This is a genomic window from Gordonia sp. YC-XJ4 (assembly GCF_059511865.1).
This window is the reverse complement of sequence record NZ_CM183447.1, coordinates 4824142-4839360: the sequence shown is the minus strand read 5'-3', so window position 1 is coordinate 4839360 and position 15219 is coordinate 4824142. Positions and strand designations below refer to the sequence as shown.

The 15219-nt window shown below is 65.9% G+C and carries 13 protein-coding genes and 4 tRNA genes; 12 read left to right on the top strand and 5 right to left on the bottom strand.

The features are described from left to right. Positions 1–490: 490 nt before the first annotated feature. The 4 genes from AC5ZH6_RS21460 (at position 491) to AC5ZH6_RS21445 (ending at position 3672) form a co-directional block, all read left to right on the top strand. On the top strand, positions 491–808 hold the full coding sequence (locus AC5ZH6_RS21460) for a hypothetical protein (RefSeq protein WP_148275507.1): 318 nt from the start codon (positions 491–493) through the stop codon (positions 806–808). Then, a complete protein-coding gene (locus AC5ZH6_RS21455; protein WP_496167798.1) occupies positions 792–2102 on the top strand; it encodes a hypothetical protein in 1311 nt (436 codons plus the stop codon). The genes AC5ZH6_RS21460 and AC5ZH6_RS21455 overlap by 17 nt, the downstream gene beginning before the upstream one ends. Before the next feature lie 159 nt (positions 2103–2261). Further along, positions 2262–2504, top strand: coding sequence for a helix-turn-helix transcriptional regulator (locus AC5ZH6_RS21450; RefSeq protein WP_014361302.1), 243 nt, complete (start codon positions 2262–2264; stop codon positions 2502–2504). 13 nt (positions 2505–2517) lie between these two features. Further along, positions 2518–3672, top strand: a complete 1155-nt coding sequence (locus AC5ZH6_RS21445) for a tyrosine-type recombinase/integrase (RefSeq protein WP_043456700.1) — start codon at positions 2518–2520, stop codon at positions 3670–3672. Between the two features lie 29 nt (positions 3673–3701). Here AC5ZH6_RS21445 and AC5ZH6_RS21440 read toward each other — a convergent pair. From AC5ZH6_RS21440 to AC5ZH6_RS21430, 3 genes are all read right to left on the bottom strand, one after another. Then, positions 3702–3778 (bottom strand) — tRNA-Phe (locus AC5ZH6_RS21440). Between the two features lie 29 nt (positions 3779–3807). Then, positions 3808–3884, bottom strand: a tRNA-Asp gene (locus tag AC5ZH6_RS21435). Positions 3885–3918: 34 nt separating this feature from the next. Continuing rightward, positions 3919–3991: transfer RNA gene (locus AC5ZH6_RS21430), tRNA-Glu, on the bottom strand. A gap of 180 nt (positions 3992–4171) precedes the next feature. Here AC5ZH6_RS21430 and AC5ZH6_RS21425 point away from each other — a divergent pair. Beyond that, positions 4172–4244: transfer RNA gene (locus AC5ZH6_RS21425), tRNA-Lys, on the top strand. Positions 4245–4259: 15 nt separating this feature from the next. Here AC5ZH6_RS21425 and AC5ZH6_RS21420 read toward each other — a convergent pair. Then, positions 4260–5252 carry an oxidoreductase gene (locus AC5ZH6_RS21420; RefSeq protein WP_014361301.1) on the bottom strand — a complete coding sequence of 331 codons (993 nt, stop codon included), beginning with the start codon at positions 5250–5252 and terminating at the stop codon, positions 4260–4262. A 51-nt stretch (positions 5253–5303) separates the two neighbouring features. Between AC5ZH6_RS21420 and AC5ZH6_RS21415 the strand changes: the two genes are divergently transcribed. From AC5ZH6_RS21415 to AC5ZH6_RS21395, 5 genes are all read left to right on the top strand, one after another. Next, positions 5304–5720, top strand: coding sequence for a MerR family transcriptional regulator (locus AC5ZH6_RS21415; RefSeq protein WP_288336867.1), 417 nt, complete (start codon positions 5304–5306; stop codon positions 5718–5720). 241 nt (positions 5721–5961) lie between these two features. Then, positions 5962–7356: a lipase family protein gene (locus AC5ZH6_RS21410; protein ID WP_288336869.1), complete on the top strand. Its 1395-nt coding sequence runs from the start codon at positions 5962–5964 to the stop codon at positions 7354–7356. Further along, positions 7353–8681, top strand: a complete 1329-nt coding sequence (locus AC5ZH6_RS21405; RefSeq protein WP_265076946.1) for a hypothetical protein — start codon at positions 7353–7355, stop codon at positions 8679–8681. Before AC5ZH6_RS21410 ends, AC5ZH6_RS21405 begins: the two co-directional genes overlap by 4 nt. 205 nt (positions 8682–8886) lie before the next feature. After that, the gene (locus AC5ZH6_RS21400) at positions 8887–10527 is read left to right on the top strand and encodes an adenylate/guanylate cyclase domain-containing protein (protein WP_265078065.1); all 1641 of its coding nucleotides are present in this window, start codon (positions 8887–8889) and stop codon (positions 10525–10527) included. Between the two features lie 119 nt (positions 10528–10646). Next, positions 10647–11522 (top strand): oxidoreductase, encoded by an 876-nt coding sequence (locus tag AC5ZH6_RS21395; RefSeq protein WP_014361296.1) that lies wholly within the window; start codon positions 10647–10649, stop codon positions 11520–11522. A 12-nt stretch (positions 11523–11534) separates the two neighbouring features. Here the strand turns inward: AC5ZH6_RS21395 and AC5ZH6_RS21390 are convergent, their stop codons facing one another. After that, positions 11535–12173 carry an alpha-ketoglutarate-dependent dioxygenase AlkB gene (locus AC5ZH6_RS21390; protein WP_014361295.1) on the bottom strand — a complete coding sequence of 213 codons (639 nt, stop codon included), beginning with the start codon at positions 12171–12173 and terminating at the stop codon, positions 11535–11537. 173 nt (positions 12174–12346) lie between these two features. On the opposite strand from AC5ZH6_RS21390, the gene AC5ZH6_RS21385 reads away from it, so the two are divergent. Together AC5ZH6_RS21385 and AC5ZH6_RS21380 are read left to right on the top strand one after the other, a co-directional pair. Beyond that, entirely contained in the window at positions 12347–14575 is a 2229-nt protein-coding gene (locus AC5ZH6_RS21385; RefSeq protein WP_288336871.1) for an MMPL family transporter, read from the top strand. Positions 14576–14603: 28 nt separating this feature from the next. Then, positions 14604–15203, top strand: coding sequence for a TetR family transcriptional regulator (locus tag AC5ZH6_RS21380; RefSeq protein WP_006367745.1), 600 nt, complete (start codon positions 14604–14606; stop codon positions 15201–15203). Positions 15204–15219 lie beyond the last annotated feature (16 nt).

The window sequence follows — 15219 nt, the reverse complement described above, 5'->3', positions numbered from 1 at the left end:
CGAGATGTTCGAGCATCCGAACTCCTGGCGGCGAATTCGATTGTGGCCTTGGCGTTCACAGGAGCTCGGCGGATGGTGTGCACGTCCGCCGACCACTCGACGGGTCTGTGGACCCGGTCCGGCGCCCGCCCTATTGAGCCGGTGGTATCGCAGCCGTATCCGACCCCGGATTACTCGACCATCCGGCTGGCATGGGAGGCAGATGGTCTGCCACGCCGTATGGACCATCGACTCCTACAGCTGGCCATCGAACAGGCTGCTCCCCATGCGTGGATTAGAGAGCGACTCGTGGCGCTCGGCGTAAACCCGCAGTGGAGCAACACACTACGACAGGACAGCTGCCATGAATGACCCACACGAAGCGCAATCCGATCCCCACCACACAAAAGAGCACGACCCTAGTGCTGCGGCGCCGAATAGCGCGCCCCCGCAGTACGTCTATCGAGGGCCACGCCTCAACTATGAAACCGCAACGCCTCGCCCGCCTGTAGTGACCAACGCGGACGTATGGGCGCGACGCCGCCGAACAGTATCCCTCATCCGCTGGTCGTACTGGGCTGTCGCCCTTCTTGCTGCCGCAATTATCGGAGTGGTCTTCCTGATCGGCGACAGCATCAGCTTCGGCATCGCCGCCTGGCTCGGAACCCTCTTCATGGCGGCGGTCGGGTTTATCCCGGTGTGGCTGCTGACGGCAGCGATTTACCGCGGAGCCCAGGCCAGCGATGCGGCTCGGACGATGTGGCGTGATCGTCACCAGGGTCCACCAGCGGTGGAGCCGGGCGGAGCGGACAATGACCTTCGATTCTGAACAACTGACCGCGGTGTGGACGTGCTTCGCACAGGAAATTGGGCTCGTCCGCAACACACCGGCCGCGGGAATATTCTCGGCTGCTGCAGGTCTGGGCCCGCGGCTGATCCTCGGCGGCCGCACCGGCGCCATCCTGGGGGCGGTGGCATCCTCAGCAGTACCCACCACCGAGACGCCCGCGATTCTGGCTCTGCAGCCCGCGCCGCAGGGAGTGGCCGTGGCGATCGACGCCGCGTGGGGTCCAGCGAACCTCGAACCACACCTCGATCTGCTCGCAGCGCGCCTGCGCGTCCCGGCAGTGCGACTGCGGCACAACGAATCAGACCGACTCGCAGGAGTCATGTGGCTCGTCATCGTCACGACAGACCCGCTCGCGGACACGGTGGGAGGCGGGATACCACCGATCGCTCCCGAGGATCTGACAAGAATCCTGCTGGGCCGCAACGAGGACGGGACAGCCGCAATTCTTCCGCTGAAAGACCGCAACGGGATCGTCTTCGGTGCGGAATCGGGTGGCGGAAAGACTTACACCATCAACGCGATGCTCGCCGGATGGGCTCAGCACCCCGCCGTCCAGTTGGTCGTCATTGACGGAAAAGCTGGGGCCGATTATGTCTGGTTGGAGCCGCGCGCCCAAGTCTATCTGCCGACCACGGACCGCCTGGCCGCGCTGGAAGCCCTGACACCCTATCGGGATGAGCTGAACCGGAGGACCGCCAAATATCGAGCGGCGCTGAATGATTGGCGAGCAGAAGGAGCGTGCGGGCAGGCTCCGCCGACCAGCTTCTGGCACACCCCGCCGACCGCTGATACCCCCCTCCTGGTGCTCGTGATCGACGAGGCGCAAGTTTTTTTGACGGGCGCGAAAACCAAGGAAGACAAAGCGGCCGAGTCCGAGCTGACCGCCCTGATCGCCGACCTCTACAACAGGGGCAGGTCTGCAGGGTTGATCACGGTCACGGCCACCCAAAAGCCGACGACGGACAGCCTGCCGTCAGTGATCCGTGACAAGGCGGCCATGCGGCTGGTGGGGCGGCTGAGTACTGCTGAAGCGGTGCGGGCGGCTCTGGGCCGGATGCCCGAGCCAGGGGAACCGGATCCGCAGAAGCTGCCGCAGCGCCCCGGCATGGTAATTCTGGCCCCCGAAACAGGACCGCTGCAGATCGCTCGCTCCTGGTACGCCGATCCGGCCGACCTTGTTCGGCTAGGGATGGCTACCGCCCCACTGCGCCGTCCTCTCCCCGAGCCGAATCCCGGAGTTGACCCGTATCCACATCTGCCCGCATCCCGATAGCAGCCCGCCCGCCGGGAGTGGGGGCCTTGTCCAGGGTGGCCGCAGGCCATCGCGCAGCGACGCGGAGCGCCCTTGACAAATCCGGCCCACGGTCCCGGCACACGATCCGCCATCGGGATTCGGAAAGCAACGCACACAAACAGTTTCAAACCAGGAGAAGTGATCGACATGGAAGAATTCGAGCAGTCCGAGCTGCTGACGGCCCGCCAGACGTCACAGTTGGCAACCATCAGCGCCAACACCCTGCATGAGTGGGCGAAACGTCGTGACGCCGGACTGGACGCACCAGGCCCACCACACGTGCAACTCGGCCCCGGCGCTCGCCGCTGGCTCCGATCCGACGTCATCGCCTGGCTGGAGTCCTGCCGGGTGGTCAATCCGAGCGACCGGAAACGGGCATAGGATCGCCGCGCCGATGAGCATCGAGAAACGGACAACCAGTACCGGCGAAACCCGGTGGATGGTCGAGTGGCGACTACCGGACCGCCGCAAACGTCGCAGAACATTCCAGACCGAGCGTGAAGCGAAAACATTTGAGGCGGAAGTGATCAGCGCTCGATCTCGCGGCCTCATCTACGATCCACGGCTCGGCGCGTCCATCACCGTGGGCCACGCCTACCGGTCCTGGCTGGCGACTCGCCAAGATGTCACAGCGAAGGTGAAACGCGGGTACGAGGACAACTGGCGCCTGCATGTCGAGCCGAGATTTGGTGGCTGGCCGGTCACCAAAGTCGATCGCGACTCGATTCAGCAGTGGATCAATGAGATGGGATGCTCGCCCCGCACAAAACGCTGGCGTCACTCGCTGCTGCGAATGACCCTGGCTCATGCCCGAACGGAGGGCTGGATTATGAAGAACCCCGCTGAGCTGACGAGGTTCCCACCCCTGGACCAGGCCGACCACCTGTATCTCACTCACGAAGAGGTCGAGGTGCTTGCCCAGCTGTGCGGCACTCAGGGGGACATTGTGCGAATCCTGGCCTACACCGGCTTGCGGTGGGGCGAACTCACCGGGCTCAACATCGCCGACGTCAACCTCGCTCGACGTCGTATCAACGTGCGTCGATCCATGACCCAAGTCGGCGGGAAACTCGTAGACGGCAAAACGAAGAGCCGCGCGGGCACCCGAACCGTACCGATCCCCGAAACTTTGATTTCGACGCTCCGGGACCGCATCAGCGGCCGCCCTCGCCACGCGCCCGCCGTAACCTCGCCGCAAGGGGCGCGACTGAGCCGGGAAAATTGGGTGCGCGCGGTACGATGGCGAGAGCAGGTCACCCAGCTGGGGTATCCGGACCTACGAGTGCACGATTTGCGGCACACATACGCGAGCCTAGCCCGCGCCGCGGGCGCCGATCTTCGACTACTGCAAGTGGCGATGGGCCACGCAAGCATCACGGTCACGGCACACACATACGCCGATTTGTACGATGACGAACTCGATCAAGTAGCTGACGCGCTGAACGCCCGTCTGGGCCAGATAGCGAGCAAGTACAACGGGGATGGCCCACCAGTGGCCCACCCCGACGACATAAGAACTAAGAAAACTGAGTCAGACGACAGCATGTAATACAGCCTCTGACCTGTGTGAACAGGCAATGGTGGCCAGGGCCGGGATCGAACCGGCGACCTTCCGCTTTTCAGGCGGACGCTCGTACCAACTGAGCTACCTGGCCGGAAGGTTCGGTACGAACACCGAGACCTTTGGCGACCCTGACGGGACTCGAACCCGCGACCTCCGCCGTGACAGGGCGGCGCGCTAACCAACTGCGCCACAGGGCCTTGTTCAGTTATCTGTTCACCGAGGCGAACAGCGTACCCCCTACGGGATTCGAACCCGCGCTACCGCCTTGAAAGGGCGGCGTCCTAGGCCGCTAGACGAAGGGGGCCGGTTTCCGTTCGGGAGGGCTCCGTTGGGAGCCGACTCAGATTAGGACACCGCGCGCGGAAAACACAAATCGCCACGTCAAAGGTGTTTTCTTGGGTTCGACACGCGAAGCGGACACCGCCTGTCCGCGACCCGTTCGGCGCGAGGTAAACTCGCTTCCGCCCTCGGCGCCGAGGGTAACGCCCCTATAGCTCAGTTGGTAGAGCTACGGACTTTTAATCCGCAGGTCGTAGGTTCGAGCCCTACTGGGGGCACCGCAAACCGCCTGGTCACGGGCGGTTTTGTTGTCTCCGGAGTGGGTTGACATCGCATGCGGTGATCGCCGCGGTCAGTGTCCACAACCGCTCGGCAGCGACGGGATCGACGGCATAGGGCTGGACCCCTCCGTCGTCCATCTCGCCGTCGGGTTCGGCGGGTGCGGCCACCGTGCAATCCTCGAGATACAGTCCGCCGCGATCGTCGAGTGCGGCGGAGGTGGCCGCCCACAATCCGGTCGCGGCTCCCTGGGAGGGTGTCTTGAAGTCGTGGCCCACGACGTTGCCGGACGCGTCGGTCCAGCCCAGTGTTGTTTGTTCGGCAGAGGACAACTCGCGCTGCAAACCGGTGATGATCTTGCCCGGGTGCACGGCAAAGGCGCGGACGCCCTCGCCGCGGCCGATCTCGTCAAGAGCAACAGCGAAAAGTACGTTGGCTGTTTTGGATTGGCCGTACGAGACCCACTTGTCGTAGCCGGCGCGCAGATGTAGGTCGTGCCAACGGATGTCGGACAGATGGTGGCCTGCCGAGGAGTAGGCGACCACCCGTGCACCACGCCTGGCGAGTAGTGGGTAGAGGCGGGTCAGCATCATGAAGTGTCCGAAGTGGTTGACCGCCAACTGATAATCCCACCCCGGGCCAACCGGCCGACGCGGCGTCGCCATCACGCCCGCACAGGCGAAAACGAGGTCGATCGAGTCCAGCTCGGCGAGAAGGTGGTCTGCCGCTTGGGAAACCCGGTGCAGATCTCCGAGGTCGACGTCGTCGAGGACTGTGACGCGTGGGAGGTGGTCGAGCATCGAGCGTGCGATTCGTCCCCGTCGCGCCGGGACGATGACGTGGGCGCCCGCAGCGGCCAATGCGTTGGTGGTCTCCAAGCCGAGTCCGGAGTAGCCGCCGGTGACGAGTGCGGTTCGTCCCTCCAGATCGATGCCGCTCATCACCTCCGATGTGGTGCTCGCAGTATTGAATCCGGTCGAGAGAGGGTACTGGTGGACGATGCTCATGACCCGAACCTAGAAGCTAGAGTTCTCTCTAGGTCAAGAGCTGGAGGCGCGATGGTCGACGATGCGGAGGCGTCATATTCGATCGGCGAGGTTGCCGACGCGGTCGGCATGAGCGTCCACGCACTCCGGTTCTACGAGCGCGAGGATCTGCTCATCGGTCCGATCGAGCGAACATCCGGTGGACGGCGCCGCTACCGCGAGGTCGACATCGACTGGCTACGCATCTGCACCCGCCTGCGTGAGTCCGGCATGCCCCTGGCAGATCTCCGGCGCTTCGCCGCGCTCGTGCGCGAAGGTTCGGGCAACGAAGCCGAACGGCTGGAGATTCTCGAGGGACAGCGACGCCGGGTCGACCGGCAGATCCGCGCCCTACGGGATGCCCGCGACATCATCGACTGGAAGGCCGACGTGTACCGGGAGCACCTGCGCACCGGAGACGCAGTCGGTCTCTGGGACCCCACCGCTTGAGCGGGGTGCCCGAGAAGAGTTCGTTGAGACGAATACAAGTGTGCGTCTCATCACGTTCGACGTCTCCGAGTATGAGCAAATCTGACAAGAAATCACCCTGAACTGGCTATTTGCAGCGAATCGGCAAGCCGGCGCCGATTGCACCTCAGATTACTCTCAGGTAAGTTCGCGCCACCGCTTTGGCGGCGGGTCACACCCGCGGTGACGCGGGTGATTCGGTGAGCGAGAAGGGTGGGCCCGCATGCGGTCACGTGCCGGGGTGGCGAGAAGTGGCAGTAGGGGACGAGCGGGCGTCATCGTCGGTCTCGTGGTCCTGGTGCTCGTGGCGTGGGTCCAGCTGCCGGGCGCTGCCGCGGCGGACGAGCCGCCGACGTACTCGGGTGCGGTGCCGCTGACCCCGCCGGGACTGGGGACGATCTTCGGCGGCTATGTGCTCGGCACCTTCCGCGACGGACGCCTCGCGACCGGGCAGGAAGACTTCGAAGGTCTGGCCGCCGACGATCCCTTCTATGTCGAGCCGTCGATCTCGCAGGACGTCAAGCCCGGAACCTTGTTGAAGGCCAAGCGTTTCGACGTGTTGTTCGCCGGGGTCAAGCCTGCGCACGTGGCCGCCTACAAGATCATGTATGTCACCGAGAACGTTCGGGGACGCAAGGTGATCTCGACCGGCGTCGTCATGATCCCCGAGGACGGCAAGCCCAACGGTTCGCGTTCGGTGGTCGCCTACCAGGAGGCCAACGATTCGGTCGGTGCGAAATGCCATCCGTCGACCCAGTGGAGCGGTGGCGCGCTCGGCGAGGCGTCGGCGTGGTCGGCGCTCGGGCCGTTGGCACTGATGTTCCAGCGCGGACTTGCCGTGGTGATCTCCGATATCGGCAATGACGCCGACCCGTCACCGCACGGCGTCTTCGCCGGAAAGTTCGCAGGCCACGCGCTACTCGACGGTGTCCGTGCGGCGTACCGGGTCGGCCCGGCCGCGCTGAATCCGCGCAATCCGGTGGGGATCTTCGGCGTCGCCGGAGGCGGGGTCGGCGCCGGCTTCGCCGCCGAGAACGTCGCGCGCTACGCACCCGAGATCAATCTCAAGGCAACGATGCTCGAGGGTATGGCGGTCGACCAGAAGAACTTCATCAGATTCGCCGACGGTCGGCTCGGCACCGGATTCGTCTTCGCCACGCTGCTCGGTCTGGAGGCGCAGTACCCCGAGATGGCGTTGGACGCGAAACTGAACCCGGCCGGCCGCGCACTTGCCGATGTCTACCGGAAGTCTTGTCAGATGGCATATTTCGGTATGCCGCCGCTGGTCCCGCTGAAGACCCTGTTCACCAGCGGACAAGCTCCCGCCGACATCCCCGAGTTCGCGCATGTCTACCGCGACAACACCCTCGGCCACGGGGATCGCCCGCGCGGCAAGGTGCTGGTCTCGGCCTGCAACGCCGACAACTCATTCATGTCCCTGATCCCCGCCGCCGACTCCAAGAACCTGGTGACCCGCTACGCACGGCAGGGCGCCGACGCCCAGTACTACGGAATGAACTGCGGCATGGACGTTTTCGTCACCAACATCTACAAGTGGGGTACCGAGCTGTTCGGCATGCACACCGTCGACTGGCTGGCCACGGAATTGAACTCATGAACGCCGAACCCACGAACGCCGAACCCACGGAGATCGACTGCATGCAAAGGGTCGGGCACCCGAAGGGGGCTGGATTCCCGCTGCGTCGGCTGATCCTGCTCCTGGCACTGGCCTGCGCGCTGGTCGGGTCCGCGGTGGTGGCCGGACCTGCCCGCGCCGCCGACCTCGACCCGTATCTCGATCTGCCACTGACCAATCGGTACGCCGACCACTACGGCGGAGGTGTCAACCGCGCGCTGCCCACCGATCTCGGCAGGCTCTCCGAGTTGGTCACCGAGGCCCGTGCGTCCGGTCTCGATGCCCACCGCTATGCGGCTCTGCTGTTCCAGTATCGCTTGGTACAGGCGACCACCGAGGCCGGAATCGACTTGGCCGGATGGGATCCCGCCAAGGGATTCGCGGCCACCCGCGCCGACATGATCAAGTCCTATCGCTACTACGAGAACTTCCAGATCGCCCACCGGAACCTGCAATGGGCCGGTATGGCCGGACTGGTCGGCGCCGACTTCGGCGGCGGTATCGCCGATGTCGTGCTCGCCGGCGACATCTACGCGATCCGCGGCCTGCAACCACTCGCCGCGCGGATCATCGAGACGGCGACCTCGGTCGCCGGCACGGGATTGATCAGTGTGTTCCCCAAGGGTTTACAGACCTTGGCCTATCACGCCGACAAGATCACCCCCGCCGACCTGACCTGGTTCGCCGAGCGGGTGCTGGTGATGCAGAAGGCCATCTTCACCGACCTCATGCCCCAGCACGTCGCCTTCGTCCGCGACGGACTGCGTGGCATCGACGAATTCCGCCGAGCCGGGATCATCGACGACGCCGTCGCCACCGCGTGGCAGGGCATCGCCTCCGGGGATCCCGACCGGGTGGCCGCGGGCAATGCGACCCTGCTGCATCGTGAGCAGTTCGACGTCGTCGGTTGGCAATTCGACGACGTACGCAACTACCGCAAGGCCGACGGGGTCGGCGCTGCACTGACCTACGCGATGACCCTGGTCGGGTCTCCGTCGGTGGCCGGCGTACCCGCGCTGCGCGACTTCATTCCGTTCGTCCACACCACCCGCCTCGCCAACGGGACGACGCTGACCATCACGACACCGATCGCGAACTGGGACTGGTCGGTGTTCGATCAACGCTGGCGCTACGTGACCACCGAACTGCTGCCGCGCTATCGCGACCTGGTGGACCACCGTTTCGCCGACCTCGTCGCGACGATGCGTGTCCCGTACGACACCCAATTCGAAAGCCACCGGCCGATCTTCAACATCTACAAGATCCTTTCCGATGCGGCGGCGCACACAGTGGTGACCGTTCGCTGAGACGCGCGCAAGCCCGGCCGATGGCGCCGACCACGCGGATGTGACCCACGCCATTGGGTAATCTCTGAGGTGACATCGACTTCAGGGAAGGCCCATGACCTCATCACCGAGTTCCGGGGTGGGAGCGTCATCGGCGCAAGGCCGGCCCCCACGCCGAGGCACCGCGACCCGATGGAGCCGGGCGCGGCGACGTTACGCCCTCCTCGTGTGGGGCGCGGTCGGTGAGCCGGGGGCAACCGAATGGGCGCAACTCGGTACCGCCGGGCGTCGCCGGTTGGCGACACGCGCCCTCACCATTTCCTCGACCGCCATCGTCGGCAGCAACGCGCTCATCGGTTTCGAGACCTTCCTCTTGGTGCAGCTGTCGTACAACGGGGGACTGCTGACGGTCGACGAGACCCTGCGCGCGCCCAACTTTCCCGGCATCGTCACCGCCATCGTGGTGTGCATCGTCGTCAATCTGGTCCTCGGGGTTCTCACGCTGCGCCCGCAATTCCGCTGGTTCATCTCCGGCGACCCCGCTGATCATGCGCGTCGTGTTGCGGTGCAACGAATTCCGGCATTCCAGGTGCTCAGCACGTCGATCGCGTGGGCGGCGTCGGTGCTCAGCTACATCGCCATGTCCGCCGAAACCCTCACCGTCGAAACGGTGTTCGGCGTGGCGGTGGCGTTCGCGCTGGCCGGCATGTCGAGCGCGTGTCTGACGTATCTGTTCGCCGAACGCGCCTCGCGGCCACTTATGATGGTGGCGCTCGCCTCCGACCCGACCTCGCGCGTCGTGCACGGTGTGCGGGGCCGGATGTTCGCGGTGTGGGCGGTCAGTTCGGCTGTGCCGATGGTCGGTCTGATCATCCTCAACGTCGGGCGCAGGCTGCACATGCTGCCACCGGTGGCCGCCGACATCGACTGGGCGAGTGTGGTTCTCGCGCTCGTCGGACTCGCTGCCGGCGCCCGCATCATCGTCCTCGTCGGCCAGTCCCTGATCGATCCGCTCACCGAACTACGCGACGCGGTGGAGAAGGTCCATGCCGGCGACCTCGACGCCCACGTCGACGTGTACGACTCCTCCGAACTAGGGGTGCTGCAGCAGGGATTCAACGAGATGGTCACCGGCCTCGACGAGCGCGAACGCATGCGGGAACTGTTCGCCCGCCACGTCGGCGACACCGTCGCCGAACTCGCAATCGAGAGAGGGATGGGTCTGCACGGCACCAACGCCGAGGTCGGGGTGTTGCTCGTCGACATCGTCGGCTCCACCACCATCGCGCAGGAACGCCGCCCACAGGACACCGCGGCGCTGCTCAACGAATTCTTCGAGATCGTCGCGCAGGTCGTCGACGACCACCGGGGATTCGTGAACAAATTCGAGGGCGATGCCGCGCTCGCGGTGTTCGGGGCGCCGGTGGCGATCGACGATCCCGCCGGTGCGGCGTTGGCCGCGGCCCGGGACCTCGCGCGCGGCCTGAGCGAGGCCCTCGACGTCCGCTGGGGGATCGGGGTCTCCTTCGGCACCGCCTTCGCCGGGAACATCGGCGCCGAACGGCGATACGAGTACACGGTGATCGGCGACCCGGTCAACGAATGCGCACGCCTGTCGGAGATGGCCAAGACCAGTCGGGTGCCGGTGCTCGGGAGCGGGGCGGCCATCGCCGGCGCCGACGACGCCGAGGCGCAACACTGGACGATGCTGGGTAAACGCGTCGTGCGCGGACGCACCGAGGCCACCGAGATCTACGGCCCAATCGATCTCGTTCCCGAGAGCGCCCCCACGGTGGGCGACGTGATCTCCGGACTGCTGCGCCCGGTGAAATGGCTGGGGTCGGCCGGACTGATGCGCCTGCGGTAGCGGCAAACGCCCGCGGTGACACACTGCTCTTCTCCGCCTCTCGGCCCGCTCTCCTCCGCCTCTCGGCGATGTCGTGGCAGGGTGAGAGGGAGCACACCGCAGCGACAAAGGGGCATTCCATGAGTGGTTGGTCGACGCACGACATCCCGGATCAAACGGGCCGGACCTTCATCGTGACCGGGGCCAACTCCGGACTCGGTGCCGAGACCACCAAGGCGCTGGTCGGTGCGGGCGCGGAGGTCATCATGGCCTGCCGCAACACCGCCAAGGCCGACGACGTGGCCCGCGGCCTCGGCGACCGGGCGCGGGTGGCCGCGCTCGACCTCGCCGACCTCGCGTCGGTCCGGGCCTTCGCCGACGGGGTCGGCAGCATCGACGTCCTCATCAACAACGCCGGCGTGATGGCGCTGCCGTTGCGGCGCACCGCCGACGGCTTCGAGATGCAGATGGGCACCAACCATCTGGGCCACTTCGCGCTCACCGGTCTGCTCCTGCCCAAGATCGGTGACCGCGTGGTGACGTTGTCGTCGGGGTTGCACCAACTCGGCCGCATCGATCTCGCCGACCTCGATTGGCGCAACCGCCGCTACCGGCGCTGGCGGGCCTACGGTGACTCGAAGATGGCCAACCTGATGTTCGGCATGGACCTCGCCGACCGCTTCGACGCCGCGGACGGCGACGGTCGGCTCTCGCTGATCGCCCACCCCGGGTACGCGGCCACCGAACTGCAGGGCCACACCGAGTCGCTGATGGATTCGGCGATGAAGATCGGCAACCTGTTCGCGCAATCGGCCGCCGACGGCGCGCTGCCCACGCTGTACGCCGCGACCGCACCGGACGTCGTCAACGGCACCTTCTACGGGCCGAGCCACTTCTTCGGCATGCGCGGCGCGCCCGGGGTCTCGGCCTTCAGCGGCCGCGCCAACGACCGAGCGATCCGTGACGGGCTGTGGGCGGAGTCGGAGAAGCTCACCGGCGTCTCCTACCCGATCTAGGGTCGGCGAGCCTCACCACACACCCGGCGGACGGAATTGCACACTGATGCGGGCTCCGACGCCGGGGCATTTCGGCACGGCGTGTTCCCACGTCCGCTGACAACTGCCACCCATCACGAGTAGGTCGCCCGAGCCCAGGACGAACCGCAGCGACGGACCACCGCCCCTGGGGCGCAACGCCAGCGGTCGCGGAGCTCCGAGTGACAGGATCGCCACCATGGTGTCGTGGGTGGCGCCGCGACCGAATCGGTCGCCGTGCCAGGCCACCGAGTCGGAACCGTCGCGATACAGACACAGGCCCGCCGTGGCGAAGCCCTCGGGCAATTCCTCGCGGTAGTGTGCACTCAAGTCCGAACGTGCTTGCGCCAGAAGGGGATCGGGCAGGCGATGGTGTGCCTGATAGGTGGCGATCAGTCGCGGGACGTCGACGACACGGTCGTACATGCGCCGTCGCTCCGCACGCCAGGCCGCACGGTCGTACAGGGCGTCGAAGAGGGCGGGGGAATCGGCGATCCAACCCGGCCGCAGATCGACCCAGGCGCCGTCGGACAATTCGCGGCGGGTCACCGAGGTCCCCAGCGCGCCGAGGCTCGGCGCGGCTCCGGCGGTCCCCGTGAGGTCGAAGAGCGAACCCTGCATGCCGACGGTCATGAGCCCACACTAGCGCGCATCGAATACATGTTCTAGTGTTCCGGAACACAGCGCAGGCTGGTGGCGCAGCCCGAAAAAGCGGAGTACACAGTATCAAGTGTTAGTCACTCACACTTTTGGGTGACGCGCCGCTGTACCGACGACCCGTCCGCATCGACGTCCAGGGGATTGCCATGGCCTCACTGCTCTTCCGGCTCGGCCGGTTCTCGTTCCGGCACAAATGGTGGGTGATCGCGACCTGGCTACTTGCCCTCGTCGTCGTGGCCGGCCTCGTCGGCGCGCTCAAACCCAAGTTCGCGCAGGACTTCGATCTGCCCGGCACCGACTCGGGTACCGCGACCAGCCAGTTGCAGCAGTACTTCCCGAAGGTCATGGAGCAGCAGTCCCGCGGTTCGGCGACGGTGGTGGTGTACGCCGACAACGGGCTCGAGGCGCACGCCGAGCAGCTCAACGCACTCGCCGCCGACCTGCAGAAGCTGCCCGACGTCGCCGACGCCAAGACCGTCGTCAGCCCGCTCGTCGCCGCCAAGGCGCAACCGGCGGTGGCCGCGAAGGTCAGGGGCGACAACGGCCATGTCGGTCTGATCAGCGTCGGGGTCACCACGAATGTGCAGGACCTGTCGGTCGATCAGAAACAGCAACTCCTCGACGTTCTCGCCAAACACCGCGGCGACGGACTACAGGTCGAGGCCACCGGTTCGCTCGTCCAGGTCATGGAACAGGGCGGCAAGGCCGAGTTGATCGGTTTCGCGGTCGCGTTCGTGGTGATGATCGTCGCGTTCGGTGCGCTGATCGCGGCCTTCATCCCGCTGGTCACCGGCATCGTCGGTGTCGCGCTGACGATGATGCTGGTGACCCTGAGCGCCAAGTTCATGACGGTGAACCAGACCGCGACGGGCATCGTCACGATGCTCGGTATCGCCGTGTCGATCGACTACGCGCTGTTCATCGTGTCGCGCTATCGCAGCGAGGTGAAACGTGGCGGTAGTCGCGCCGACGCCGCCGGTCGCGCGGTTGGCACCGCCGGAACCGCGGTGGTCTTCGCGGGCCTGACGGTGGTCATCGCGGTGGTGGCGCTGACCGTCGTGGGTATCCCGCTGATCACCCAGATGGGCGCGGGCGCAGCAGTGGCCGTGGTCATCGCGGTGATCGCGGCGCTCACCCTGATCCCGGCGTTGCTCGGGGCGGTCGGCCGCTTCGTCTTCACCCCGCGTATCCCCGGCATCCGTCACGCCGAGGAGTCCGAGACCGCCGACACCAACGGCGTTCGCTTCGGTCGGACGGTGGTCAAACGGCCGCTGCCGTTCATCATCGTCGGCCTGGCGATCCTCGTCCTGGCCGCGATCCCGGTCGGCAAGCTGGAACTCGGCATGGACCTGTCGAACTCCGACGAGGCACGCGCATCGGCGTTGCTGCAGAAGGGATTCGGCGAGGGAGTCAACGGCCAGCTGTTGGTGATCGTGCACGACGCCGACGGCAACGTCGCACCGGCCGCCGAGCAGGCCGTCGCACACATCAAGACCTTGTCCGACGTCGCCAACCCCGCGACGCTGATCTGGACCGGCAACGGCACCGGGGCGAACCCGAACACCGGCGCCTCGACCGCACTGATCATGGTGACCCCGGAGAGCGCACCGTCGGCACAGGCCACCCACGACCTGATGGAGAAGATCCGCGACTGGGGTCCGACCATCACCAAGGGCGGCGTCGAGATGCACGTCGGCGGTCAGACCGCGATCATGTCGGACCTGTCGGCGAAGCTCGACAAGGCACTCATCCCGTATCTGGTGGTCGTGGTCGGACTCGCGTTCCTCATCATGATCGGCGTCTTCCGTTCGATCTGGGTTCCGTTGGTCGGGACGATCGGCTTCATCTTCTCGGTGCTCGCGACCTTCGGTGTGACCGTGGCGATCTTCCAGGAGGGGTACCTCGGGATCATCACCGACACCCGGCCCACCCTGTCGTTCCTGCCGATCTTCCTGATCGGCGTGGTCTTCGGTCTCGCGATGGACTATCAAGTGTTCCTGGTGACCCGAATGCGCGAGGAGTACATCCACGGCATGAGTGCCAAGGACGCCATCATCGCCGGCTACCGGCACGGTGCGCGCGTGGTGAGTTCGGCCGCGGTCATCATGATCAGCGTCTTCGCCTCGTTCATGCTCGCGCCCGACACCACGTCCAAGATGCTCGGGTTCGCCCTGGCCATCGCGGTCTTCTTCGACGCCTTCATCATTCGCATGACGGTGGTGCCCGCGGTGATCGCAATGCTGGGTGATCGGGCGTGGGGGCTGCCGCGCTGGCTCGACAAGCTGGTCTTCGATTTCGACATCGAGGGCGGCGCGGTCCGTGACCGCGGACTGCCGGGCGAGAAGGAAGCCGTCGTCGCGTCGGCGCCGAGCTGACGGTGCATCCCACAATGAAAAAAGCTCGATGACGGGTGTGTCGCATCGTCCGGCCGGGCTGCGTGAACAGAACAAGGTGCGCACCCGGTCGGCCATCCGGGAGGCCGCGATGCGGCTGTTCGCCCGACATGGCTACGCGCAGACCACCGTCGAGCAGATCGCACGCGAGGCGGAGGTCTCCCACACCACCTTCTTCCGGTACTTCGCGTCCAAGGAGCAGGTGGTCATCGGCGACGATCTCGAGGACGCGCGCGTCGCGGCGATGAACGAGATCCCGCCGGGTCTCGGGCATTTCGATCTGCTGCGCACGATGGTCCGTGCGCAGTACCGCATCGCGACCGCCGATCCGTGGGCGTCGAGTGCGGAGCGGATGCGCCTGATCCAGTCCGAGCCGGCCCTGCGGATGGCCAATCAGATCGAGGCCGACGCCGCGATCATCCGTGCCCGCGAGTACTTCGCCGACTATCTCGGTGTGCCGCAGGACGACACGCATCTGCACGTCTTCATTGCGGCGACCGCCGGGGTGATGTTCCACATCGCCGAGCAGGTCGACGATCCGCGCGACGATCGCGTGCTCGCCTCACTGCTCGAGGCGATCGATCTGATGGAGCAAGGGCTGCCGATGTGACGGCCCGGGAGAAGGA